Genomic DNA, 26,693 nt, shown 5'->3' on the forward strand with positions numbered 1-26,693 from the left:
ATGCGAAGGAATAAATACAGTGCGCCAAGGCACACCCAAAAAGGGATCACCTTGGTATTGGTGAGCTTGGTGTTGTTAATTTTGCTCGGCGCCGCGGCGTTTGGGATTGACTTAAACCACCAAGTGCTGAACAAAACACGGCTGCAAAACGCTGTTGATTCTGCCGCATTAGCCGCTGCTGTGGTCGCGGATGAAAGAACCGACACAGCGAATCTAAGCGAGCGGCTTGCTTTAGCAACGCAAGCGGCAAACGATGCGCTAACGCACTTTGCCGCCTCGGATGGCAACCAAGAGATGGTATTTGGTGTAGGAGGCGGTCAGGTTTCTGTCACCTTTTCCAACGATAATCAAACGTTTGGTGAGGCCGGTACGTTTACCTTAGGCACTGATGGCGATATCTATATTCGCGTTGCGGTCAGCGATGTCCCGTTAACGCAGTATCTCAGCTTTATATTTGGCTTTGATAAAGCGGTATCGGCGAGTGCGGTTGCTGGGCCAAGCGCCGATATTATCAGCACTTGTAATGTGTCACCGGTTGCCATGTGTGGCGATGTCGCCTCTGCGGAATTGGCGTGGGGTTACGTTCCCGCCTCCAACCCCGACTACAACGGGGATGTGGATCGAAATGCCGACACCATTCATGTGCTGAAACCATCGGGACACAAAGATGGTGGCATTGGTGCCGGTAACTACCACCTTTTGGATTTTGGCTCGGGTAAAAACACGGTTAGAGAAATGCTTGCTGGTGACACCGATGAATGCTTGACCGTTGGTGACCTTGTCACTACGGAGACCGGTAAAGGGACAGGGCCAGTAGCGCAAGGATTGAATACCCGTTTTGATGGCGGTAAACCGAAAGAAGGGATCACGTCAGATAAGTACATTGAAGAGTCCAACGTCACGTATGAAAATTACCAACAACAGTATCAAGATGCGGAAGATCCAGCCGTTGATAACGACGCCTTTTACTATGCCGATTATGTTGAAGGCTTAGCCGCCTGTACGGGCGGGTCGGGCACTTGCAAGTCGCAATACTACCGTGAGGACGGGAAAACCGACAGAAGGGTGTTACGAGTGCCGATCGTTCGTTGTGATACGGCCCCAAAAAAAGGCGGGAAGATGGATCTAGAAGTGCTTGGTATCGGCTGCTTCTTTGTTACTCAACAAGTACAAAATAAAGGGAATGAATCCGAGATATACGGTCAATTTTTGGAAGATTGCACGGTGAAAAACGCCTCAACTGGGGTTGATCCGGATGACGATGGTATTGGGCCGTACAAAATCGTGCTCTACAAGGACCCATTAAGTGGAGGGTCTTGATATGCGTTATTTAACAAAAAAACGTCAAAAGCACACCGCGAGCATGTCGCGAACCGTTAAGCAGGGCAGACAGAAACAAGCGGGACTGGCCGCCCTTGAGTTTATTCTTGTGTTGCCCGTGCTCTTAATGCTAACGGTGTTAGTGATTGATGTGAGCCGCGCTTTTATTCAGTACACCGAGGTGAACAAAGCACTGCAAAACGGGGCAAGGTATGCGGTGGTCGACACTTATGGCACCTTAGATTTTGGTGCCATAGCCGAGGATGCCAACATCAAAAATGTGGTGATCTACGGTGTTGCAAGCAGCGCAGGTACGCCGGTGATCGACTATATCGAGGCGGGTGACATTATGGTGACACGACCAACGGAGACCAGCAAAGTGGTGACCGTATCCGCCACCTATAATTACGTGCCGATTTTTGCGACCTTACCTTTTGCCGACACCTCTTTGGCATTTAGCATTGGCGCTTCAGCATCCATGAGGACGAGCCCATGAAACGATGGTTAAAAAAACAGAAGGGGTTAACTCAACTTGAGTTCTCGCTCATTGCGTTGGCGGTGGTATTGGTGCTGTTCATGATCATTGAATTTGCGCTCTACTTCTATTCTGTGCAAATGGTGAATGAAATCACAAGGCGATCAGCAAGGCTCGCTACTGTCTGCTTTATTGCGGATCGGGATGAGATACCGCAGATGCCTGCGGTGGCGAACTTGTATCCCTCTGGTTTTACTGCCGCTAACCTACAAATTGATTATTTAGATAGCAGTGGCGCAAGCGTGGATGTCTCGGGCTTTTTAACCACGCCGCCTGCCGCTTCAACCGTCTTAAATGCGCAATTTGCTCAAATAAAATACGTTCGGGCACAAGCGGTGGATTACGAGTTTCGGTTTTTTGTACTCGCCGCCTTAATTAACGCAGTGGGGACTACGCCAGCGTTTGAAACCATATTACCGGCTGAGAGTTTAGGCGTACTCAAGCCTGAAGGGGAAAGCCCTGCCGTTTATTCGGATTGTTCCGCGGAGTAGCAATATGTTGAAACCAGTAAAAATGAATGGCCAAAGCTACAAAAACTTAAAAACCAATCTGGTGGTGTGGGTGGTGTATTCAACGTCAGGTTTTAAATCACATTTAACGGACGAATTATCCGCATGCGTCAATGTCAATATTGAATGGATTGAGCTGGATCTGTTTAACCTTGATTTGGTGAAAAACAAACATACGCCCGATCTTTTGTATGTGGAAACCGGCGACAACTGGGCGCAAAAAGTGGCCAATGTTTATTCCAACGATAGTGATTTACAAAACAGCCATACCGCTCTGATTGTGTTTGGCGATGAGAACGACACCGCATCGCTGAAAATGGCGCTCAAACTTGGCGCGACCGACTATTACTCTCGCTTTGTTGAGCTCGGTGAGCTGTACCCGCTGCTAAAATCGACGGCGGATGAAAAAATCGCCAATAAGAAATTGGGTGATTTAACGCTGTTCATCAATACCAAAGGGGGATCGGGGGCGACAACGTTAGCCATTAATACCGCTATTGAGCTGTCCAGTTACGTCAAAAGTAAGGTACTGCTCATTGATCTCGATATGCAGTTTAGTGATGCGGCAGATTATTTAAACTGCAAGCCCAAATACAGCATTAACGATGTCATAGACTCGGTGAGTGATTTGGACGAGTTATCCCTTGATGGCTTGGTGTACAAGCACTCTTCTGGGCTTAATTACTTATGTTTTAATCAAGCTGACGCCCCAAATAACCACAAGCACGCTGCTAAGGTCAGCAAGTTGTTGCCGGTGCTAAGGCAGTTTTACTCGCATATCATTGTTGATATGTCGCATGGGGTGGAGCACGTCTATCAACAGATCGTTTCTCCTGCTACGCACGTCTTTTTAATCATGCAACAGAATGTAACGTCAGTAAAACATGCGGTTAGCTACATACGCTCTTTGGAATTGGACTATGGTTTAAGTAGCCATCAGATTGAATTGATAGTGAACCGTTTTGAGAAGAATACCAGTATCTCTTTGAAAGACATCGAAAACGCAGTAAACGGACATTCAATACATTTGGTACCGAACAACTTTGCGATTGCCATAGAGAGCGCGAACTTGGGCAACCCAATTGTTCAATCTAAGAAAAATAGTGCGCTAAAAGCGTCTCTGGCAGAGATTTCACACTTATTAGAAAGCCCTAAAAAAGAGAAGCAAAGTTGGATTAAAAAACTATTTTCTTAGGGTCAGTAGACCTAGGTAAGGGGGAGAGTTATGTTTTTCAAGCGGAAAGGCGTCGGGAGTTCTTTTAATTCCGTAGATGAAAAAAAAGATTCTAAATCAGTGAATGTGGCGTTATCAGATTCTGATGATAATGACTCAAACGAAAAAGAGTCGCTATCACCGGTAGAAGCCAAGCTGAAAGCGATCGATGAGCAGAAAAAGCAGCTTGAACAAGAGCTTGCGGTTAAGCATTACTATCACAAAAAATTGCTAGATACGTTAGATCTTGGCTTGTTGTCACACCTGCAAGAAGCGCGCGCGAAAGAAGAGTTGCGTGAGGCCGTGGTGCAACTGATTGCCGAGGATCAAACGCACCCGCTCAGTTCGGAAGCGCGCAATCGCGTGATTCATCAAATTGAAGATGAAGTGTTTGGCTTGGGGCCACTTGAGCCACTGCTAGAAGACCCCACCATCTCTGATATTTTGGTCAATGGCCCGAAAAGTATTTATGTCGAACGTTTTGGTAAACTGGAAAGAACCCCACACACATTTTTAGATGAGCTTCATCTGCGCAACATCATTGACCGTATTGTCAGCCAAGTAGGGCGACGCATTGATGAAGCCTCACCCATGGTGGATGCTCGACTTAAAGACGGCTCTCGTTTTAATGCGATTATTCCACCTCTTGCCATTGATGGCCCTTCTGTCTCTATTCGTCGTTTTGCGGTGGAACGTTTGAATATGGAAAACCTCCTTGAGTTGGGGTCTTTGTCGCCTGAAATGGCGAAGTTTCTTAATGCTGCGGTGGTGGGGGAGCTGAATATCCTGATTTCTGGCGGTACGGGCTCTGGTAAAACCACCACGCTGAATATCCTCTCGAGCTTTATTCCTCGTGACCAACGTATTGTCACTATTGAGGACTCGGCAGAGCTGCAATTGCAACAGCCTCATATTATTCGCTTAGAAACGCGACCTTCCAACATTGAAGGTAAGGGAGAAATTACTCAGCGTGACTTGGTGAAAAACTCCTTACGTATGCGTCCAGACCGGATTGTTGTGGGTGAGGTTCGGGGCTCGGAAGCGGTGGATATGCTGTCTGCCATGAACACGGGGCACGATGGCTCATTAGCCACCATTCACGCCAACACGCCAAGAGACGCGCTCAGCCGAATAGAAAATATGTTTTCTATGGCGGGGTGGAATGTGTCCACCAAAAACTTAAGGGCGCAGATTGCTTCTGCCATCCATGTGGTGGTGCAAATGGACCGTCAGGAAGACGGTAAGCGTCGTATGGTTAGCATTCAGGAGATCAACGGCATGGAAGGCGATGTGATCACCATGTCCGAGATCTTTACCTTCCAAAGGCAAGGGATCGATCAAGAGGGCAACGTGTTGGGTGAGTATAAAGCAACGGGCATTGTACCAAGTTGTCATGATCAATTAGTTAAACGCGGCTTAGACGTACCGTTTGAAATATTCAACGAAAAAGCGCGTTAGGAGATTGCTATGGAAAGTCAATTCCCTCTTTTTCTCTTGCTGCTGTTTCTGTCTGTCTTTTTCATCAGTCAGGCGTTGATCTTGCCATCGGCTGGGAAAAAGGTAAAACACAAGCAGTTAATCAAGCGGATACACGAAAGCCACAAGCACATTGACCAAGAGAGCATCTCTCTACTGCGAGAAAACTCGTTGAAAAATCTTTCGTCATTAGAGCGTTGGCTTGTCAAATTTGGTCCATTCGAAAACTTCAGGAAAAAGTTGGAACTTGCCGGCATCTCCATGGGCTTTACTCGTGTTATCGCGCTTGTTTTTCTTGCCGGTATTGCGGTTGGACTATTGCTTTTGTTATTCGGGCAGCTTTGGTACATGTGCGTTGGTGTGGTCGTAGCGTGTTGGGTTGCTGCTTATTTCTACTTACAGAAAAAAATCACCGATCGTTTAATGAGGTTTGAAGAGCAACTGCCAGAGGCGCTCGATATTATTAAACGCGTGTTACAAGCAGGGCGGCCAGTTAATCAGGCGTTTGGCGAGGTAGGCAGGGAAATGAGTGCCCCGCTTGGCCCTGAGTTTTTGAATACCTTTAACCTGCTTAACTACGGTTACGATCTGCGTTTGGCGATCATGCAAATGTCGGAGCGCACACCTACGGTCTCCATGCTCGCTTTTTCTAGTGCGGTCTTATTGCAAAAAGAGACCGGTGGTAACTTGGTCGAAAACATCGAAAAGCTCTCTCATATTCTTAGAGCGCGTTTCAAACTGGCGCGAAAAATTAAAACCATTTCGGCGGAGTCACGCATGTCTGCCTGGGTGTTGGTGTTGGCACCTTTTGCGCTTTATTTATTCATTTCAATTGCTAAACCAGAGTTTCTAGAGCCTCTGCATAATACACCGATAGGGCATAAACTCATCATTGGGGGAATGGTCTCTCTATTCATCGGTACGCTGTGGATACGTAAAATAATTAATGTTGAGGTGTAGCTATGGAAACGATTCAAAGTTTATTGAACGGTTTTGCTATTAACCAAGAGACACTGTTTATGGCGCTGATACTCATCACGACAGTCTTAGTCGTGATGACGCTTGGTTCTGTCATTATTGGTGTTAACTCACCCATCAGAAGACGCCTAGCCGAACTATCGGGGGATAAAAAGGCCTCTTCTAGTCGTAGTAAAAAAATGAGTGAGACCTTAGAGTCCTTAGCACCTTTGACATCGCCAACTAACGAAAAGGAACGGCAAAATGCACGCACCAGACTGATGCACGCAGGTTTCCATGAAAGTAATGCGTTGTCCTTATTTTATGCTCTTAAATCGACTACTACGATAATCGGTGTTTTCTTTTCTGTGTTGATATATATGTATATGCCAGATGCTGAATCTGTATATTTTTTCATGATTTTGGCAATAACTGTCGGCCTATTTATCCCTGATTTTTTCTTGCGCAGAATGGTGAAACAGCGTCAGAAAGCCATAAAGTCGGGTGTTGCCGACATGCTTGACTTACTCATAGTGTGTACTGAATCGGGGTTAGGTTTTAACGCGGCTTTGCGTCGTATTGCGGATGAGCTCGTGATTTCCCATCCAGAACTGGCTGACGAGCTAGACACGGTGTGTAAAAAAATTCAGGCCGGTAAAACAATGCCGGAAGCACTTCATGAAATGGTGTTGAGAACGGGAGTTGAAGAACTATTAGGTCTCATAAGCATACTTAGCCATGCTTCACGAATTGGCGGGAGCTTGGTTGAGTCATTGCGTGAGTACACGGAGGATTATAGGGATAAACGCCATCAGGCGGCAGAGGAAATGGCTGCAAAAGTACCCGTTAAAATGTTATTCCCTACCATTCTCTTTATATGGCCATGTTTCTTCATTGTGGCTGTTGGCCCAGCAATAATAACGTTAATAGAAGCATTTTCTAAATAGAACAATAAAATAGGGATCGCTATGTGGATAAAAAAATTCGTCATCATTTCGTTGTTGCTGCTTACGGCATGTTCAACAACACAGCAGTCATCTGATTTTGATTCATCGCTCTATTCGGGCAAACCGGTTGAATCACTCACCAACGATGAACCACCCAAAACAGAAGAGGAGGCCATTTCTCGCGGGGACACCGCATTAAGGAACAATAATGTTGACTTAGCCTTGTACGAATATTTGCGCTCTCTCTCTTTTCCTAACGCGGTGCATAAAGATAAAACCTTATACACCGTCGGTCGTATTCATTTAGCAAGAGAGAATCAAGAGCTTGCAGACCGATCGTTTCGCGCAGCGTTGGCGCAAAACCCCGATCATATTGGCTCCCTGACTGAGCTTGGTACTTTATACACGAAGCGTGGAGAAAAGGACGTTGGGAAAAGCTACTACATACGCGCTTTGAATGCTGACCAAATTCGCATGGATGGCGATCCTACCATCACTAAAGACAACATTACTGCAGAGAGCGTTGCAACATATCGCTATGATGATAAATCACCAGTCTCTGCTTACTCCGGTCTAGGTGTGCTTTACGACATTCGTGGCGACCACGATATTGCGCAGGCGTTAATTCGAAAAGCGTTGGATATTGACTCAAGAAACGTAAACGCTTTGGTCAGCCTTGGCTACTCCTACTACATGGAAAAAGCTTACTCAAAAGCGGCGCACTTTACTCAAGCCGCACTAAGTATCAAGCCAGGAGATGAGAGAGGAATCAATAATTTAGGTCTCATTGCTTTAGCTAAAGATCAGCCACGACAAGCTCTGAGTATTTTTAGTCGACACATGACAGAACCCGAAGCGCTCAACAATGTTGGTTATTTCTTGATCCTTCAAGGCAAACCAGGAGAGGCGATTCCTTATTTACAACAGGCTATTGATAAGAACCCTGCCTATTATGAACTGGCAAATAAAAACCTAGAACGAGCATTGGCAATGGTCAGAGAGCGAGGAGATACCTCTACCGCGCTTCTCCAATAAATTTGAAGACCCTTTTAAAAGAAAGCCACTCTGCAAGATAGAGTGGCTTTTTCATTTATGGGGAGTAGTCCGTTGCAAAGGTGTTTGTTCAATTAGCCGTCATTCGCTTCTTTCAGGGTAAGAAGCATAGCGCCGTAAAGCCCAACCAACTATCTTCCATAACATCACCATCAAGAGTGTTGCGAGGTAGCCATCAATCGCATAATGCCAGGCTAAATGTACCGAACCGATTTGAATGATGACTGCGAAAGCGTAAGCAAAGTAGCCGATGGTTTTGTTGAGTCTATAAATTGATAGCGCCATCAAAACAGCAATGGAAACGTGCAAACTCGGCATTGCCGAAATGCCAGAGCCAATACCATTGGCATTCGCGATGTACTCATCCCAAAGATATTGCTGTGTAGGCAATGCCCACAATTGCCCAGCGTCTACATTGGTAAGATATTGGCTTTGGACTTCGAGCGTTTTCATCAGAGGAACAAACTGTTCATCTCCAGTGATAAGCTCCACATAACATGGGCCTGCTGAAGAAAGCAACGTGGCGAAGAAGACACCAAGAATCATCCAAGACAATGCGAACGTGAGTAAAAACTGTTGCCTTACCAACGGGTATTTTTTGTAGATAAGGAAAAAGATGAGTATGCCCCACATACAAAAAAACCATGCGTTGTAGGCTACATTTAGCCCTAATGAGGCCCAAGCATTGGAGAATAATGCATGGGTCAACTCCCACGGAGCAACGCCGAAGTGCAACAGCGTATCAATATTCGCAAAGGTTAGATCCCATTTAAAAGGATTGATGATTGGAATAAGCGATTTCAAAAACGTGTGGTTAGAGAAAATCAGGTTAAGTGCCATCATCGAAACAAACACTGATACAGGGCGGTGCAGTGGAAAAATAAGATGTTTCAGTTTTCCTATGAAGCGCTTTGCTGGCTGTTTTTCTTTGCGCAGTATGAGATAGAAATAATAATAGATACACCAGCTTAAGCCTGTGACATACAAAGCTTGCATTAGCGTTTCAAGGTAAGTGGTAAAAGAGTAATCAATAGGGAAATCGAGATATAAAGAACAAAGATAAATGACAGCAGTCGAGATAAAGCAATAGGTGTAGAAAATCTTATCGATCAATAACTCGTTCTTCACAGACTGGAGCCAAGTCGCTGCTTTTTGCTGCCAACTTACGTTGATCTGGTAATTGTTGTCTTGTTCCATCGACGATCCGTCATCTCTATCCTTCCAATGTCATTAAGCTTAGTTGAGAAAACGGGCACTTGTATTTAAGTGCCCGCTAAGAGTTTGTCGTTTGAGATTTTTACATCATGCCCGTGACAAGGCCTGCCGCCACAAAAAACACGATCATCCATAGCACCGAAAGGTTGAGTTTTTTATGTAGATAGAAACCCGCAATCACTAACGCCATGTCGATGGGAGCAACAACTGCGCTGCTAAATACTGGCTGGTAAAGTGCCGCGAGTAGCAACCCTACAACTGAGGCATTTACACCGTTGATGGCGCCGGAGACCAGCGGTTTGCCTGCCAGTGCTTGCCAGTTTTTAAGAACGCCAAGCAGTAAAAGAAACCCTGGGAGGAATACGCCAAGCGTTGCGATCAGCGCACCTAAAATTGGCGTATCCGAAAGCTCATAACCGATAAAAGTCGCAAAGGTGAACATTGGCCCCGGTACAGCTTGTGCAGCGGCGTAGCCTGTTAAAAATGCATCTTGGCTGAGCTGGTCGCCAACAATGTTTTGCAGAAGCGGCAGCACTACATGACCACCACCAAACACTAAACTACCAGCTTGGAAAAAATCACTAAACAGTCCAAGCAAAGGTAACGTATGAGCCACTAACGGTAAGCCGAGTAAAAGCACCGCAAATAGAGCCAATGGCGCGATAGACGGTTTAAACGGCTCGGCTGATGGCGCGGAGTCTTTCTTCAGATATCGCATTCCGACAAAACCTGCTACGAGTAGCACGAGCATTTGCGTCATGATGCTTGGTGCCACCAGCAACGCAATCGCAGTCGCGACGCACAAACCCGCGGTCAGTTTACTTTGGCAGAAGTTTTTGTACATGCCCCAGGTTGCATCTGCCACGACCACGACTGCGAGCAGTTTTAGGCCGTGAACGATGTTTTGAAACACAGCGGTGTCGGTGATCTGGCTGCTCACCATCGCCAGTGCCAACATGATGATCACCGAAGGAAGCGTGAATCCGACAAATGCTGCGCATGCGCCATTTAACCCGCCGCGCTTATAACCCAATGCAAAGCCGACTTGGCTTGATCCCGGTCCCGGCAAAAACTGACTGAGCGCGACGATTTTTGCGTACTCGCTGTCATCAAGCCATTTCAGTTTCTCAACAAAGGTTTGGCGAAAATAACCAATATGAGCCGCCGGGCCGCCGAAGCTGAACCAACCCAGCCAGAAAAAAGTTTTGAAGATGGTGAACATGTCGAGCCTGTTTATCTAAAAAGCATTGTTGCTAATTTATCGGACGCTCTAAAATGACTCAAATTGATAAATTTAATTTCATTTATGAATGAAATGGGATAAGGGGGCTGAGGTGAAAGAGGACATTCAGTGGCGCAACATTGACTTGAACTTATTGGTGACGTTTTCCTACTTGTATCGCCATCGAAGCGTTAGCGTCGCGGCAGAGAAAAGTTACGTTAGCCAGTCGGCGATGAGTCATAGTTTGTCTCGTTTAAGGTTGTTGTTTGACGACCCGCTTTTTGAGCGAAAAGGGCACAAGATGGAGCCCACCGAGCACGCTCACCACATCGCGCCAACCGTGCATCATTTGCTGGACTCTATCGCCAAAGACTTGCTCACTAAGTCTGCCTTCCAGCCTGAAAATTATGCAGGTGTATGTCGCATTGGGTTAACGGATTATGCCGAGTTTATTTTTGCTCCTCGGCTTTATGACGAAATACGCCAGCGCGCACCAGAGGCCCAGATCAGTTTTATTAACGTCAATCGTAGCAACTACGTGGCATTAACTGAGCACGAAAAGCTCGATGTCATTATTGGCAGCATGCCGGTGTTGGATGACAACTTTGAGAGCTTGTACTTGTACACGGAAAAACACGTGTGTATGTGTGATAAACAGGTATTGAAAGGGGAAACACAGCTGACTCTGGAAGCGTTCGCGAACATAGAGCAAGCTCTGGTAAGTCCCGATGGGAGCTTAAAGACACAAGTAGACCAAAAGCTCGCAGAACATGGCTTGAGCCGTAAAGTCACCGTGGCGTCGCGCAACTTTCTCACGATTCGGCATCTATTGAAAAAGCGCGATCTCATTGCCATCGTGCCAGAAAAAATGGCGTTGGCGGAGGGCTTTTCGGACGATCTCATTACTGTTAAGCCGCCGATCGCCGTTGCGGATTTTGATATTGCCATGCTGTGGCATTCCAGCCGAAACAATGAAGACAAAGGCATTTGGCTACGCGAGCTGGTTTCTTCGACCATCACCTCTCACATATAAAAAAGGGCACCAAAGGGTGCCCAGAATGTTTGTCATTGAGAGTCTGTGTTATACCGCTTGCGAAGCTGGCGCGGCTTCTTTTATACGCTCTTCTTGATTCAATGATTTTTCGTATTGGCTGTACTTCCACCAAGCAAAGCCAAGGAAAATCACGATACCGCCAACGTTGTAGAAAATGATGGTCATGATGTCGGCCCCAGTAGGGAAGGTCGATGCTAAGAAACCAACCGTAAAGATAGCGATCAGTACCGATACGGTAGCGATGCCCATTTTGCGTGAGCCCATTTTGAAATCACGCTCAACGTGATCCAGTTTCAAGCGCAGATTCAGGTACGCCAACATGATGAACAGTGGTGGCAGCATGGATGCCGCTGCGGTCATGTTGATCACCGTGTTCATCAGATCTTGAGCGGTGTTAGAACCTAATGTTGGGATGATCATCAATGGGATAACGATAAGGAACTGATACCAAGCTGCGCGAGCTGGTACGCCGTTTTCGTTCAGCTCTACGGTTTTCTTACCAAAAATGCCTTCTGGAATCTCAGAGAAGAAGATTTTCACTGGCGTTGCTGTCCACATTAGTAGAGAGCCAAACATAGCGGTGAAGGATACCAAGCCTACAAAGCGGTTCATCAATACTTCTGGCAAACCAAAGTACGCAGCCAAACCTTCAAATACTTGTACCGAGCCACCTGTGTATTTTAGGGTTTCGCTAGGAACAAACACGTTAATCAAAACAGACGCGACTGAGTAAAGTACACCGATAAAGATACCTGCGATGATGATGACTTTAACGAACGATTTCGAGCCGCCTTTCACATCGTTTACGTAAACCGCGACCGATTCCGCACCGCCTGCCGCCATAAAGATCCATGTAGTAATGCCTAAAAATGCCCAGCTGAAATCAGGGATCATCGCTTCTACAGTAATTGGGTCAGCTGGTTCTACGCCGCCGATCAACGCTGCGCCAGCCAGTAAAATGTACGACATTGTCAGTAGCAGCATGAGGGAGGAGGTCACCGACGTAATTGGCCCCAACATTTTCGCGCCGTTTGTCGATACGTAGGTCGCAAACGCAAACAAAATCATACTGAGCACGGTAGTGGTGAATGGCGTCAGAATGTATTCATAGCCCAAGAACGCGTAAGACGCATAAGCGATAACACGCGGCAGCAAGGACGTGAAGAAGAATAGGTTAACGAACCAGTAAGTGTAGGCAGAGATAAACGCCCAGCGACCGCCAAGTGAGCTTTTTACCCATGCGTAGACCCCCGCTTCAGAATCTTTATTCAGAGATACGAATTCTGCGATGATCAAACAGAAAGGGATGAAATAAAAAATGGTCGCCAGAAAGAACATTGGCGCAGACGCTAGACCGATCTCGATGTTGTTATTGATTACGTTATTAAAGCTAAATACTGCGGCAAAGGTGAGGGATAACAACCCGAATTTACCTATCGTATTACGTTTGGATTCAGACATGTTCTATCTCCGGTGAATCACGTTGGAATTGTAGGGAGGAAGGGCTTGTAATGCTGTGACCACAGCCCTTCTCTTGTTTTATTTATTTAGGAAGTAGCCATCTTCGATGGTCACTTTGAGCACCACTTTTCTTACGCGGTTTTCTCCGTGGAAGCGGTACGCTTCACTGTTTTCAAAAATCGCCACTTGGCCTTCGCAAAGCTCGCGTGTTTCACCCTGACCAGAAAAAAATTCGCGGTCGGTTTCATCACGATAAGCTTGTTCTAGTGTCAACGCGGTTTTATCCGCGAACTCAACGGTTTCTCGGCCTTCGAGGTAGTAATGCACATCGAAGTAACGACGGTTACCGATGAACGTTTCGGTTTGTTTCGCGATGCCATCTTCAACCATGTAAACCAGTGAATCGCCAATCGAGTGCATCACGCCATCTTTGATGTTGCCGATGTTGCCGATGTTGCCAATGGCTTCCACACAGCGGTTCCATTTACGACCGTTGCGATATACCTGTTTGAATTGCTCTAAGCTGTCTAACACGATCATGGGTTACGCCTCGTTGACTGATTGAGTATTGGTTTGAGTGAAAAACGCGTTGTCGAAATCATGGTTTGCCATCACTTGTGCGTTGCAATCGCCTGCTTGCAGTGGCATCAGCGTCAAACCGTAACGGAACTCGTCCATGTACACGCGGTAAGAGTCGAGCACTTCGCTGCCCCATGAGTTCGAGCCCAATCCCATCACTTGATGGTCAAGGTTAAGGGTGATGTAGCCACTCTTTTCTAGCTCGATCGTATGTTGCGCTTCATGCAGATTTTGGTTGGTGTAGAACCACGCGCTGAAGTTGATTTCTTGCTGAGGTTTCACCAATAACCCTGTGCCATGACGGTTCGTGAGCGATGCCCAGCGCACGTGTTGGCGGTTGCCGTTGTTTTGCGGGAACGGGTAGTTCTCGAACATGTCTTCTACGGTGCTGTGGTAAACATCAATGAGGTTAGCTTGGCGACTGTCTTGGTAGTTTTCTTCTGGGCCGCGACCGTAGTAGCTCACTTGGTCAAAGCTGCCGTTGATGCCCAAATCCAAGCCGATGACCGGAATCACGTGAGGGTAGTCGCCGTAGCGCTCGCCACTCAGTTCCATGTTCAAATGGCCTTGAGCATTGATTTGATAGCGATAGGTACAACGCATGCCAAAATCAAAGACCGGCGGCGCAATGATGCTGGTGGTTGTAATCAAGACGGAATCATCAGTTGCTTCCACAGCAAGTGTGCGGAAGTGCTCCTGCATGATTTGCAGATGCGCTGGGTGCCACAAACCTTCATACTCTTGTTTGTGGTTATCAATCATCGGTTTGAAGAAGTTCAGTCTCGGCTCAGATTGAATGATCTCTTCGCCATTTACGCGCCAAGAAGTCAGCTTGCCGTTTACTTTCGAGAAAGTAAGCGTGAAGTTATGGCCTTCAATTACGTGTTCCAAACGGCTTTCGTTAATCACCAAAGGTTGTGCGTTGCGATTGATGAACGCAGGTGCAGACGCGGTCTTTTCTTTCAGTTGGAACTGATACACCGCAATTTCATGGTTGGCTTCGCTGTAAAGTGTGCGACTGTCTTTGCGTACGGTGAAGTTAACAAAGGCTTCGCGCTCATCCAACTCTGGCAAGTCGATGGTCACTTCACGTTCGCTGTTGGCGACCAAAGCTTCGACTTTGAATTGCACGCTGCGCAGGGTTTCACCTTCGGCACGCACGTCAGCAGTAATGGTGTAATCATCGAGGTTGGTGAACCACAATTTGTTCTCAACGATAAAGCGGTCATGGCAACCTTCAACGGCGCGGATTTTCACCGGTGCAATGACTTGTTTGTATTCTTTCAGGCCAGGGCCCGGGGTTTGATCTGGGTAAATCAGACCATCCATGCAGAAGTTGTAGTTGTTTGGGTAATCGCCGTAATCGCCGCCGTATTTGTAGAACTCTTGGCCGTGTTCATCACGCGCTAGAATGCCGTGATCACACCATTCCCAAACGTAGTGACCTTGAATGTGGTCGTGCGCATAGAACACGTTTTGGTATTCCGTCAGACCACCCGGCCCGTTACCCATCGCGTGTGCGTATTCGCAGATAATGCGTGGCTTCTCGTGTGGGTGTTCGCCAAAGTAATTCATCAGTTGAGCGCGTGAGTACATCGTCGAAATCACATCCACCACTTCAGCATCGCGGTCTTCTTCGTAGTGAACCAAACGGGTGTCATCAATTGCTTTGGTCGCGGTATACATCGCACGGATGTTACAGCCATAACCCGATTCGTTACCGAGTGACCACATGATGATAGAAGGGTGGTTCTTTTGCGCATGAACATGACGCACTGCGCGATCGACAAACACTGCTTCCCAAGCAGGATCATTGGTGATGCGGCTGAGGTCGCCAACGTTGGCAAAACCGTGGGTTTCCACATCAGTTTCTGCCATCACAAACAGGCCGTAAATATCACACAACTCGTAGAAGCGTGGGTCGTTAGGGTAGTGTGCGGTGCGAACTGAGTTGATGTTGTGTTGCTTCATCAACATCAGATCTTTTTCCACGCGGTCCATACCCACTGCACGACCTTTTAGGTGATCGTTATCATGACGGTTTACACCATGCAGCATCACGTATTGATTGTTGATGTAAAACAGGCCATCACGCACCTTGATATCACGGAAACCCACGCGTTGTGGGATCACTTCCACTACGTTGCCTTGGTGATCTTTTAAGGTGATGAACAAGTGGTAAAGGTAAGGGTTTTCAGCCGTCCAATGCGTTGGGCTCACCATATCAATCGCAAAGCTTGTTGAGTGGTGGTTTTGGATAGTCAGTGAATCGCATTGACCACTGGCTACGATAGTGCCTTTGTCATGCAGCGCGTATTCCAGCGTGTAGCCAGACGCGATAGCGGTGGAAAGGTTTTCCAATTCGACTTGAGCACTGAGCGTCGCACTTTGGTAATCGTCGGCGAAATCGGTGCGAATTGTTAGGTCTTGGACGTGAACCTGCTCTTTGCCCACAAGGTAAACATCGCGGAAGATCCCCGCCGTCCACCACATGTCTTGGTCTTCAATGTAAGTGGAATCGGCCCACTGCATCACGCGTACAGAGAGCAAGTTTTCGCCTTGGTGTGCGTAGGCAGAAATGTCGAACTCCGCAGTAAGACGGCTGCCTTTGCTAAAGCCGACGTACTCGCCGTTTACGTACACTTCAAAGTAGGTTTCCACGCCATCGAACTTGATGATGGTTTGTTGGTTATCCCACTGTGGACCAAGTGTAAATGTGCGTTGATAAGCGCCCGTTGGGTTGTCGGTTGGTACAAACGGGACATCGATCGGGAATGGGAAGCCTTCATCGGTGTATTGCAGATCGCCGTGGCCTTCCATTTGCCACATGTTTGGGACGGTAATGCGTCCCCAGTCGTTCATTGTTTGTGAGTAAAACTCATCAGGTACCAACATTGGGTTGGTGAAATAACGGAATGTCCATTCGCCGCTGAGCAACATAAAGCGGCGACTCAGTTCACGTTGAAAGGTTTGTGCGCTCTGAATAGAGTCGTAGGAGAAAAAGTACGCACGCGGTGCCATACGATTCTCGTGTAAGTGTTGGAAGTTTTCCCAATTGTTCACGTTTTGATCTCCCCTCGGCTTGGTGCGCTTATGTTGGAGTCCGGATTGGTTTCATCGCGGCTCAACATCAGTGCAAAAACAACGGCCGATGTATTGTGAAAAATGCTTATGAATAATCTGGGAAAGATATTAGTAAAAGTTTTACTAAAATAAATCAGTGGAAACGTTTTACTTTAACTTTGTCACGTTTTAAATGACCAATGTTGAGCAAGATGTGATCAGCGTAAAGGAATGAGATCTAGATTGTTTTGGAAAGTAAAAACAGTAAAAATTCGGTAGAAAGTAAAAGAAGAAATAAAAAAGCACTGAAAATTCAGTGCCTTATTTGAGCAGTTTTGAGGGTGTTTTTATCGAGTTGTGCCGCGTAGCTTGAGCTTGCTTGGAACGTACACTTGAAGGGGCAGTGCGCGTCCGTCACGGTATTTTTCTACTAACAAGTTCACGCCTTGAATACCCATCATTTCAGAATGAATACGAACGGTAGATAGAGGTGGGAAGGTAAAGCGCGCGGTAGGAATGTCGTTCACGCTGATCAGCGCAATATCATCAGGAATGTTTAAACCAAACTCATGCACTGCACGTAACACACCAATCGCAATGGAGTCCGAAGCAATGAACATCGCTTTTGGGAAATCGCCTTTGGCCAGCATCTCTTTCGCTAAGTCATAACCGGACAAGCTAGAGAAATCGCCACGATAAATGTCGTCTTCAGAAACCACACCTTTTAGACTGCCGTAGTCCACAAACGCATTTTCACGAATGTCTGCGGTGTTGGGTTCGTCTTGTCCACCAATAAAGCCGATGCGTTCATAGCCTTGTTGTAGAAAGAAATCAACCACTTGCTTGCTGATTCTTACAAGGTCGATATCAACGCAATCGTAAGGACTAGTTGGATCTGAAAAGTCAATGTAACAGATGCTATCGGCTAGGCGTTTAGGTAACTTATTGACCACCTTTTGGTCGACTTTCCCGACTAAAAGGACACCCGTGATCTTCTGCGTTTCAACATCAATTTCGCTGTTGTAGCAATTGGTTAGCGTAATGCCGAGTTTGTCGCACTGAGTTTCAATCCCATGACGAATCGACAAGTAGTACGGGTCGTTCACTTCTGCTTCTTGTTTGTAATTGTACAAGGCCAAAAAGTGATGTTTTTGCTTGGCTTCTTTGGTGGCTTTCTTCGAGCTGCTGGTGCGGTACTCCAGCTTTTCTGCGATTTCTAAAATGCGGCGTTTGGTTTCTTCTTTAACGCTCAACGTCGGATCGTCATTCAAAACTCGCGATACAGTTGCAAGTGAGACGCCCGCTTCAGTGGCGATATCTTTTAGTGTTGCCATGTACATTTCCCGTTGGCATTGCTCACTTCTCCAAGTGAGAACTCAATAATCTGGCTATTGTAAACAGCTACTTAGGGATGCACAAACTTTTAGTAAAATCGTGCGATCCACGAAAGAGAGCGGTATCTGTTCGACTCATCTTCACTGCTCATCATCTTCCCGGTTTAATTTAACTAAAGTCTTCATCTAAAATAAGGCTTTTTTGTAATTTTGTGGAAACGTTTACACAATTTGAATTCGATCACGGATCTGGATCGAGATTGGTTGCTAGACTTTTAGCCAGTTAAGAAATGGGCGTACCGATTCGATGCAATGGCGATTGGCTTTTAGCGCATCAGAGTGAGGTATGAACAGAAAGCAGCAAACGTGGAGAAGCAAAAAGTGAAAGTTCTTGTCACAGGCGGTATGGGATACATCGGTAGTCACACTTGCGTTCAGATGATTGAAGCGGGAATGGAACCTATCATCGTTGATAACTTGTGTAACGCCAAACTGGAAGTGTTAAACCGTATTGAAGCGCTGACTGGCAAACAGCCTGCGTTCCACCAAGGTGACATCCGTGACGAAGCCTTTTTGGATACGGTATTCGCGCAGCACGAAATCCAAGCCGTGATCCACTTTGCTGGCCTCAAAGCGGTTGGCGAATCGGTGGCAAAACCACTTGAGTACTACGACAACAACGTCAATGGCTCATTGGTGTTAGCGCGCAGCATGCGTAAAGCGGGCGTGAAAAGCATCGTATTCAGTTCATCGGCAACGGTTTACGGTGACCCTGAAATAGTGCCGATTACGGAAGATTCACCAACAGGCGCAACCACCAACCCATACGGACGCAGCAAATATATGGTGGAGCAATGCTTAAGCGATCTGTTCCATGCTGAAAACGATTGGAGCATCACCTTACTGCGTTACTTCAACCCAGTTGGCGCGCACCCATCGGGCTGCATGGGGGAAGACCCACAAGGCATTCCCAATAACCTGATGCCATTTATCGCCCAAGTCGCTGTTGGTCGCCGAGAAAAACTCTCGGTATTCGGTAGCGACTACCCAACACCAGACGGCACTGGTGTACGTGATTACATCCATGTGATGGATTTGGCCGACGGCCATATTGCGGCATTGAAATCGGTGGGGGAAACATCGGGTTTGCACATTTACAACTTAGGTACAGGTAAAGGCTCGAGCGTACTTGAGATGGTGGATGCGTTCGCGACCGCTTGCGGTAAACCTGTGCCTTACGAGTTATGCCCGCGTCGTCCTGGGGATATTGCTGAATGTTGGGCAAGCACGGAAAAAGCTGAGCGTGAACTAGGCTGGAAAGCAATACGCACGGTGGCTGAAATGACCGCTGATACGTGGCAATGGCAGTCAAAGAATCCCAATGGCTATTCCCCTGCGTAGTTTACGTCGCCGCATTGTTGTTTGCACTTTCCAATTCCATTGAGAAATGCAGATGAAAGAATTCTTAAAAGTTGAGTAAGTAACATGTCGAATGTCGAATTTAACCCAGTGGATCATCCACACCGCCGTTACAACCCTCTGACTGGGCAATGGATTTTGGTTTCACCTCACCGTGCAAAACGCCCTTGGAGTGGCGCAGATGAAAAGCCCGCGTTGGATGAGCTACCAAGCTATGACGGTAAATGTTTCCTTTGTCCAACCAATGAACGTATCTCTGGCGATGTTAATCCAGACTACCAAGGCACTTATGTGTTCAATAACGATTTTGCTGCGCTGATGGTGGATTCACCAGATGCACCGGAGTCAAACAACCCGCTATTCAAAACGCAAGGCGTGCGTGGTTTGAGCCGAGTGATTTGCTTCTCGCCAGATCACAGCAAAACCTTACCAGAGCTGCCAGTGGATAAAATTCGTGGCGTGATAGATACATGGAACGAACAAATTGAAGAGCTAGGCAAAGAGTACGTTTGGGTTCAGGCGTTCGAAAACAAAGGCGAAACCATGGGCTGTTCTCAGCCTCATCCGCACGGTCAAATCTGGGCGAACAGCTTCTTACCAAATGAAATCGAGCGCAAAGAGCACAACCTAAAAGCCTACTACCAAGAACATGGCAGCAACTTGCTGGTGGATTACGTGCAAGCGGAACTCAAAGACGGCTCACGCATTGTGGTGGAAACCGAACATTGGCTGGCGGTGGTGCCTTACTGGGCTGCTTGGCCGTTCGAAACCATGTTGTTGCCGAAAACGCACATTCGTCGCATGAGCGAACTCAGCGATGAGCAACGAGACGATTTAGCGCTAGCGATTAAGAAGCTGACCAGCCGTTACGACAACCTATTCCAATGCTCTTTCCCTTACTCAATGGGTTGGCATTATGCGCCGTTCTTTGAAGAAGATACCGATATCGACCATTGGCAACTGCACGCGTTGTTCTACCCGCCACTGCTACGTAGTGCAACGGTTCGTAAGTTTATGGTTGGCTATGAAATGCTGGCAGAAAGCCAACGTGACCTAACCGCAGAACAAGCGGCGCAGCGTCTGCGTGATGTGAGTGATGTCCACTACAAAGAATGCTAAGTCTTTAAATTGGACTGATTACGAATAACGGGATAGCGCGACTTTACAGATAGAAAGTTAGGCTCAACGCGCTATCCCAATACCAAATTTATAATTTAAGAGAACGTCCCTATGTCTGAACTTATCCAAAATGTGAAAGCGTCATTTGAGCAAGTGTTGGGCTACGCACCTAGCCATATTATCCAAGCGCCTGGTCGTGTGAACTTGATTGGTGAGCACACCGATTACAACGATGGTTTTGTCCTACCGTGTGCCATTAACTACCAAACCGTTGTGGCGGCAGCGAAGCGTGAAGACAACCTAGTGCGCGTAGTTTCTGTGGATTACGGCAACGCCGTTGATGAGTTCGATATCACGCAAGCCATTACCTTCCAGCAAGACAAAATGTGGGCGAACTACATTCGCGGTGTAGTGAAGTGTCTTCTTGTTCGTGGTTACCAATTCACTGGTGCGGATATTTCTGTTAGCGGTAACGTGCCTCAAGGTGCGGGTTTAAGCTCGTCGGCAGCGTTGGAAGTGGTGATTGGTCAAACGTTCAAAGTGCTGTTCAATCTAGAAATCAGCCAAGCGGAAATTGCGCTAAACGGCCAGCAAGCTGAGAACGAATTCGTTGGTTGTAACTGCGGCATTATGGACCAAATGATTTCGGCAGAAGGTCGTGAAAACCACGCTATGCTGTTGGACTGTCGTAGCCTAGAAACTGAAGCGGTATCGATGCCTGAAGATATGGCCGTGGTGATCATCAACTCGAACAAAAAACGTGGCTTGGTAGACAGTGAATACAACACTCGTCGTCAACAATGTGAAGAAGCGGCGCGCATTTTCGGTGTGAAAGCTTTGCGTGATGTGACGATTGATCAGTTCAACGAGAAAGTCGCTGAGCTGGATGAAATGGTGGCCAAGCGTGCTCGTCACGTCATCACAGAAAATGATCGTACTGTGGAAGCGGCGCAAGCGCTACGAGCACACGACATGAAGCGCATGGGTGAGCTGATGGCCGAGTCTCATGCCTCGATGCGCGATGATTTCGAAATTACGGTAAAAGAAATCGATACGCTGGTGGAGATAGTCAAAGAGGTGATCGGCGATCAAGGCGGCGTGCGCATGACTGGCGGTGGCTTTGGTGGTTGCATCGTGGCACTTGTACCGCCAGCACTGGTTGATGACGTGAAAGCGGAAGTTGAAGCGAAGTACCAAGCGGCTACGGGCTTAAAAGAGTCGATTTATGTTTGCCAAGCCCAAAATGGTGCGGGTTTGGTTGAAGTGCTGTAAGGAATGATGATGAAAGCCTATTTTCAACAACTAGAACAAGCGATGGCGCAAACGCCGTCGTTTGATGGCCAAACTGCGAATCTGATTCATTTGACCAACGCGAATGGTATGACGGCGTCGTTTATGGATATCGGTGCGACGTGGTTGAGTTGCACATTACCGATAAATGGTGAAAACCGTGAAGTGTTGTTGCGCTCACCAAATATGGCTGAACACATGAAGCAAGACGCTTACTTCGGTTCCATTGTTGGCCGCTTTGCTAACCGAATTGCGAAGGGGCAGTTTGAGATAGACGGAGAGAAGTATCAACTTGGTATCAATAACGGTGAAAACTCACTGCACGGTGGGCTGGAAGGGTTTGATAAACGCCGCTGGAAGGTTGAAGAGCAAAATGATCAACAGGTCACTTTTTCACTTCGATCCCCGGACGGTGACCAAGGCTATCCGGGAAATCTCGGTGTGAAGGTGACGTACACGCTCACTGACGAGAATGAACTAGCTATTGCCTATGATGCTAAGACCGACAAAACATCTCCAGTGAATTTAACCAATCACGCCTACTTTAACTTGGCTGGTGAGGCGAGCCGAGCGAAAAGTTTGGAGCATACTTTACAGCTCAATGCTGGGCATTACTTGCCAACGGATGCGGGGTTAATTCCTTCCGGTGAACAAAAGCCAGTTTCGGGTACCAGTTTCGACTTCACCGAGCCAAAATTGATTGGCCAAGAATTTCTTGCTGAGCAAGATCAGAAAACCGCTGGTGGCTACGATCACGCCTTTGTATTCATGCCTGAAGTGATCGATGGCGTGTCTGTCGCTGCGGTTTTAATTGCACCAAAAGAAGATGTGGTGATGAAGGTGAAAACCACCAAACCTGCCATCCAGTTCTATTCAGGGAATTTCTTAGCCGGTACGCCAGGTGCAAGTAAAACTTACGAACGCTATGACGGCCTAGCATTGGAAACGCAATACTTTCCAGACGGGCCAAACAAACCAGAATGGGGACTCAACAATGGGGTGTTGAGCTCTGGGGATTGCTATCAGCATCAAACTACTTATCAGTTTGAATTTTAGATAGCACTTCTGCCCTTTGAACTTGCAGCGGCAGCGATGCTGCAACTCCAACGACTTTGGGTGTTATGGTGGGCTACATGCCCACCTTTTTTGTTTTTGTCGAAGAGGTTCGAACGATGAGCTCACCCTCTACTTTGCGTTTGTTAGAAAGCAACGGTTGCCCTTCAATCAGTGCCATCAACGATTCGATTGCGAGTTTACCCATGTCTGAGTAGGGCAGTTCAACCGACGTTAATGCTGGGAAGCTTTCAGAGGCGATTTGCTGATTATCGTAACCGACAACGGCAACATCCTGAGGAATCTTCAACCCCAACTCCGCTATCGCTTGATAGCACCCCATTGCCATATAGTCGCTGCCACAGAAAATCGCTTCTGGCGGCTGCTCCATATTCAGTAGTGCCAGTGTTTGCTGGTGCGCTTTTTTTAGCGACCAGTTTGCATCGACTAAATACTCTGAGTTAGGAATGATGTCTGCATCAATGAGAGCCTGACGATAACCATCGGCACGTTGCTTACTGGCTAGCATCCAACTTTCACCAGACAGCATGGCAATGCGACGATAACCTTGCGTCGTGAGGTGTGAAACTGCTTTGTAAGCTCCAATCATATCGGCCGGCAAAATACTTGGCATTTCGGTGTGTTCTTCGTTGGTGCAGTTCAGCAGTACAGTCGGTAAGGAAGTTGTGACGCGTTGCTGCTCCAACTCTCGCGTCATACTGGATGCGTAAACCAAGCCTGCGTAATCACCGCCGTTGATCTCCGACTCAATCTTGCTTGCCAACACTTCATCATGGCTGTAATTGAAGGTCACCAATATGTAGTCGTTCGACCACGCTTCTTCTCTCGCTGCATTGATGGCATCGATAAATGGGTCATAACTGGTTAAGCCGTTGATCACCAATGCGATCTTTTTAGGGCGTCCCAAAGCATGGGCAACCTTTTTGTTTTTGTAGCCAAGTGATTCTGCGGTTTCGAGCACTTTACGTTTGGTCGCTTCCGCGATTTTTACGGAAGTTGAGCCATTCAATACCAGCGATACGGTCGACTGAGAGACGCCAGCCGCCGCCGCAATGTCACTCATGGTGATTTTTTTAGCCATTCTGCTCTTTTACGTAATTTCGTTAGCTAAAGATATTAGCTAAAGATTAAGTTCGGATCATCCTTTAAAGATAAAGATCACAAAAGTAAGTCAGAGCAACTTAAAAGCTGTGATTTTCACCACGTTTATTCTTTGAGCACCTAGTCATTAAATTATTAATTAATATATTAGCTAATATTATTAGTTAATAATTTAGTTTTAAGGTGAGTAAGATGAAAAGATGGTCGGAAGAGAAAGCGTGGCAATGGCAAAAAGAGCATGGCTGGCTACGTGGCTTTAACTATTTACCGCGCACAGCGGTTAACTGGAATGAGATGTGGCAAGCGGAATCTTTTGCACCTGAGGTGATGGAACAAGAGTTAGCTTGGGCGCATGATGTGGGTTACAACACTTTACGTACCAACTTACCATTTATAGTTTGGCAAGCGGATCGCGATGGTTTACATGCGCGAATTGAGCGCTTTCTGGATATTTGCGAACGCAATCAAATCAAAGTGATGCTCACGCCGATGGATGACTGCGGTTTTTCGGGCGACCATCCTTATCTTGGTGAACAAAAAGCGCCAGTACCGGATTTGCACAACAGCCAAGCAGCAGCAAGTCCTGGTCGCAATGTGGTGATGGACAAATCTATGTGGGGTGAGGTCGAAGCGTATATTCGCGACATCATCTCTACCTACAAAAATGACCCTCGAATCGTTATTTGGGATCTCTATAACGAGCCAACCAACCGCATGATTTTCACCACTACGGGTGAGATCGCTTACGACGAAGAAATGGAAACCTTTAGTCATGAGCTGATGGAAAAAGCGTTTGAGTGGGCACGTGAAGAAAACCCAACTCAGCCTCTCACCGTTGGCGCTTGGCATGCGCCAAGCATTCTTGACCGAAGCCTACCGATTTATGAACACCCAACCGATCGCAAAGCGATGGAGCTATCGGACATCATTACTTTCCACGCTTACTTACCACTCGATCTGTTCCATGAAGCCGTTGAAATTGTAGAAAGCTACAACCGACCAATGATGTGTACTGAGTGGCTTGCTCGTCATGCGCAATCGTACATGCACGAACAGCTTCCGGTCTTTAAACAGAAAAACATTGGTTGCTACCAGTGGGGATTAGTGAAAGGAAAAACACAAACGCATCTGCCTTGGCCAGAGATAAAACGTAGCGATGCAAACTATGCGAGTCAATGGTTCCACGATCTGCTTGATGAGCAAGGACAGCCGTATGACGCAAGCGAAGTGCAATTGATCAAAACACTCGCAGAAGTGGATTAATTGCCTGTGAGCCGACTCTGAGAAATGGGTCGGTTTCTTATTTACAATAAAATCAATTGAGACGTGAACAATGACTACTCTACAAAACAAACTCACTAATAAGGAGCTGATGTCTTACTTCGGCTATGGGGTAGGCCAGTGCTTTAGCTTTGGTCTAGTCGGCTCTTTTATTCTTTATTTCTATACCGATATTTTGGGCATTTCTCCAATTGCGGCGAGTACGATTTTTTTGATTGCTCGTGTGTGGGATGCGGTGAACGATCCGCTCATTGCCGGATACATGGACACGTTAGACTCTCGCTTTGGTAAATTCCGCCCTTACATGCTGTTTACGCCGGTTCTGATTGTTCTGGTCACGGTTGCCGCTTTCTATAACATTGATGCTGATACGTCGACAAAAGTGATCTATGCCGGTATCACTTACATTCTTTGGGGTACGCTTTACACCATTTCTGATGTGCCGTTTTGGTCTATGTCTTCTGTTATGACGGATGAACCGCAAGAGCGAGCAAAAGCGGCAACTTGTGCCATGTTAGGGGTGAATGCAGGTATTGGTGCAACTTTGGTTGTGTTCCCGAAACTGAGCGCTTACTTCGCTGATGGCCGAGCAGATCAGGGTTACTTACCAGCTGTGATTGTGTTGATGATCGCGGGTTTGTTCTTCATGCTGAACGGTTTTTATAACACCAAAGAACGCATCTCGACGAAGAGCTGTGAAAAAGTCACGCTAAAACAAACCTTTCAAGCCGTTCGTAAAAACAAGCCGTTGTTTTTTATTCTGGCAGCGTTTTTCATGAATGTGTTCTTCAATCTGGTGAATGGCTTATACATTTTCTTCTTCACATACAACATGGGTGACGCAGGTTTAGTCTCTCTGATTGGTACCATCACTTTGGTAAGTGCGATTGCGTGTTTAGCTACGCCTGTGCTGACAAAGCGTTTCAAAAAACGTGACATCTTTATTGCGCTGTGCGTTTTAGAGATCATCGCTCGCATTGGGTTCTATTTTACTGGCTATGATAATCCAACCGTCGTGATGGCGTGGTTAGCGGTGATTACAGGCATCTTTATGATGACCAACCCTCTTATCTCGGCCATGATTGCAGACACAGTAGAGTACTCTTACTACCACAGTGGCAAACGTACCGCGGCGATCACGTTCTCGGGACAGACCTTTACAGGCAAACTCTCTGTTGCGGTAGCGGGCGGCTTAACGGGGGTTATCTTGACGATGATTGGCTATGTACCAAATACAGCGCAAACGGAGACCGCGCTCAGTGGTATGTTCTTCTGTATTGCGTTGTTACCTGCATTGGGAGCTCTAGTGCGCATTTTCATTATGTCTCGCTACACATTTACCGAAGACCAACACGCGATTTTACGAGAAAAATTACAGCGTGGTGAGTTTGCGGAAGGCGTTGACGTGAAGTCTGCAAAACCGAACGAAGCCTTGAGCTAGAATCCATATCGTCTCGACAAGTGCTCAAAG

General features: G+C 46.9%; 22 protein-coding genes. 15 read left to right on the forward strand and 7 right to left on the reverse strand.

From position 1 onward, the window contains the following. From NL644_RS09420 to NL644_RS09455, 8 genes are read left to right on the forward strand one after another with little or no spacing between them, the layout of a single operon-like run. Nucleotides 1–1,320 carry a pilus assembly protein TadG-related protein gene (locus NL644_RS09420; RefSeq protein WP_213912233.1) on the forward strand — a complete coding sequence of 440 codons (1,320 nt, stop codon included), beginning with the start codon at nt 1–3 and terminating at the stop codon, nt 1,318–1,320. Between the two features lie 43 nt (nt 1,321–1,363). Next, nucleotides 1,364–1,816 carry a TadE/TadG family type IV pilus assembly protein gene (locus NL644_RS09425; protein ID WP_213912263.1) on the forward strand — a complete coding sequence of 151 codons (453 nt, stop codon included), beginning with the start codon at nt 1,364–1,366 and terminating at the stop codon, nt 1,814–1,816. Further along, entirely contained in the window at nt 1,813–2,346 is a 534-nt protein-coding gene (locus tag NL644_RS09430) for a TadE/TadG family type IV pilus assembly protein (protein ID WP_213912234.1), read from the forward strand. Before NL644_RS09425 ends, NL644_RS09430 begins: the two co-directional genes overlap by 4 nt. Before the next feature lie 4 nt (nt 2,347–2,350). After that, nucleotides 2,351–3,559, forward strand: coding sequence for an AAA family ATPase (locus tag NL644_RS09435; protein ID WP_213912235.1), 1,209 nt, complete (start codon nt 2,351–2,353; stop codon nt 3,557–3,559). A gap of 30 nt (nt 3,560–3,589) precedes the next feature. Then, nucleotides 3,590–5,035, forward strand: a complete 1,446-nt coding sequence (locus NL644_RS09440) for a CpaF family protein (RefSeq protein ID WP_213912236.1) — start codon at nt 3,590–3,592, stop codon at nt 5,033–5,035. Nucleotides 5,036–5,044: 9 nt separating this feature from the next. After that, nucleotides 5,045–6,013: a type II secretion system F family protein gene (locus NL644_RS09445; protein ID WP_213912237.1), complete on the forward strand. Its 969-nt coding sequence runs from the start codon at nt 5,045–5,047 to the stop codon at nt 6,011–6,013. 2 nt (nt 6,014–6,015) lie between these two features. Then, on the forward strand, nt 6,016–6,957 hold the full coding sequence (locus NL644_RS09450) for a type II secretion system F family protein (protein ID WP_213912238.1): 942 nt from the start codon (nt 6,016–6,018) through the stop codon (nt 6,955–6,957). Nucleotides 6,958–6,978: 21 nt separating this feature from the next. After that, entirely contained in the window at nt 6,979–7,992 is a 1,014-nt protein-coding gene (locus tag NL644_RS09455) for a lipopolysaccharide assembly protein LapB (RefSeq protein WP_213912239.1), read from the forward strand. 99 nt (nt 7,993–8,091) lie between these two features. Here NL644_RS09455 and NL644_RS09460 read toward each other — a convergent pair whose 3' ends face one another. Together NL644_RS09460 and chrA are read right to left on the reverse strand one after the other, a co-directional pair. Beyond that, on the reverse strand, nt 8,092–9,207 hold the full coding sequence (locus tag NL644_RS09460; RefSeq protein WP_253658335.1) for a phosphatase PAP2 family protein: 1,116 nt from the start codon (nt 9,205–9,207) through the stop codon (nt 8,092–8,094). 100 nt (nt 9,208–9,307) lie between these two features. After that, on the reverse strand, nt 9,308–10,447 hold the full coding sequence (gene chrA, locus NL644_RS09465) for a chromate efflux transporter (RefSeq protein ID WP_253658336.1): 1,140 nt from the start codon (nt 10,445–10,447) through the stop codon (nt 9,308–9,310). Between the two features lie 88 nt (nt 10,448–10,535). Here chrA and NL644_RS09470 point away from each other — a divergent pair, with 88 nt between their 5' ends. Further along, nucleotides 10,536–11,480, forward strand: a complete 945-nt coding sequence (locus NL644_RS09470; RefSeq protein WP_253658337.1) for a LysR family transcriptional regulator — start codon at nt 10,536–10,538, stop codon at nt 11,478–11,480. 48 nt (nt 11,481–11,528) lie between these two features. On the opposite strand, the gene NL644_RS09475 is transcribed toward NL644_RS09470, so the two are convergent. From NL644_RS09475 to ebgR, 4 genes are all read right to left on the reverse strand, one after another. Continuing rightward, entirely contained in the window at nt 11,529–12,962 is a 1,434-nt protein-coding gene (locus NL644_RS09475; protein WP_006742400.1) for an amino acid permease, read from the reverse strand. Nucleotides 12,963–13,040: 78 nt separating this feature from the next. Continuing rightward, entirely contained in the window at nt 13,041–13,502 is a 462-nt protein-coding gene (locus NL644_RS09480) for a beta-galactosidase subunit beta (RefSeq protein WP_253658338.1), read from the reverse strand. Between the two features lie 3 nt (nt 13,503–13,505). Continuing rightward, nucleotides 13,506–16,604 carry a beta-galactosidase subunit alpha gene (gene ebgA / locus NL644_RS09485; protein ID WP_253658339.1) on the reverse strand — a complete coding sequence of 1,033 codons (3,099 nt, stop codon included), beginning with the start codon at nt 16,602–16,604 and terminating at the stop codon, nt 13,506–13,508. A gap of 347 nt (nt 16,605–16,951) precedes the next feature. Further along, nucleotides 16,952–17,938: a transcriptional regulator EbgR gene (gene ebgR, locus NL644_RS09490; RefSeq protein ID WP_253658340.1), complete on the reverse strand. Its 987-nt coding sequence runs from the start codon at nt 17,936–17,938 to the stop codon at nt 16,952–16,954. Nucleotides 17,939–18,319: 381 nt separating this feature from the next. Here ebgR and galE point away from each other — a divergent pair, with 381 nt between their 5' ends. From galE to galM, 4 genes are all read left to right on the forward strand, one after another. Then, the gene (gene galE, locus NL644_RS09495) at nt 18,320–19,339 is read left to right on the forward strand and encodes a UDP-glucose 4-epimerase GalE (protein WP_253658616.1); all 1,020 of its coding nucleotides are present in this window, start codon (nt 18,320–18,322) and stop codon (nt 19,337–19,339) included. Between the two features lie 84 nt (nt 19,340–19,423). After that, complete coding sequence (locus tag NL644_RS09500) at nt 19,424–20,476, forward strand: UDP-glucose--hexose-1-phosphate uridylyltransferase (protein ID WP_253658341.1); 1,053 nt, start codon at nt 19,424–19,426, stop codon at nt 20,474–20,476. Between the two features lie 111 nt (nt 20,477–20,587). Next, a complete protein-coding gene (gene galK / locus NL644_RS09505; protein WP_253658342.1) occupies nt 20,588–21,748 on the forward strand; it encodes a galactokinase in 1,161 nt (386 codons plus the stop codon). Between the two features lie 9 nt (nt 21,749–21,757). Beyond that, complete coding sequence (gene galM / locus NL644_RS09510) at nt 21,758–22,822, forward strand: galactose-1-epimerase (RefSeq protein ID WP_253658343.1); 1,065 nt, start codon at nt 21,758–21,760, stop codon at nt 22,820–22,822. 73 nt (nt 22,823–22,895) lie between these two features. On the opposite strand, the gene NL644_RS09515 is transcribed toward galM, so the two are convergent. Continuing rightward, on the reverse strand, nt 22,896–23,921 hold the full coding sequence (locus tag NL644_RS09515) for a LacI family DNA-binding transcriptional regulator (RefSeq protein WP_253658344.1): 1,026 nt from the start codon (nt 23,919–23,921) through the stop codon (nt 22,896–22,898). A gap of 212 nt (nt 23,922–24,133) precedes the next feature. On the opposite strand from NL644_RS09515, the gene NL644_RS09520 reads away from it, so the two are divergent. Both NL644_RS09520 and NL644_RS09525 read left to right on the forward strand, forming a co-directional pair. Further along, the gene (locus NL644_RS09520; protein ID WP_167426285.1) at nt 24,134–25,204 is read left to right on the forward strand and encodes a cellulase family glycosylhydrolase; all 1,071 of its coding nucleotides are present in this window, start codon (nt 24,134–24,136) and stop codon (nt 25,202–25,204) included. 70 nt (nt 25,205–25,274) lie between these two features. Then, nucleotides 25,275–26,663, forward strand: a complete 1,389-nt coding sequence (locus tag NL644_RS09525) for an MFS transporter (RefSeq protein WP_253658345.1) — start codon at nt 25,275–25,277, stop codon at nt 26,661–26,663. Nucleotides 26,664–26,693: the final 30 nt, after the last annotated feature.

The organism is Vibrio sp. Y10_XG_PY6, assembly GCF_024181795.1.
Classification (GTDB): domain Bacteria; phylum Pseudomonadota; class Gammaproteobacteria; order Enterobacterales; family Vibrionaceae; genus Vibrio; species Vibrio diabolicus.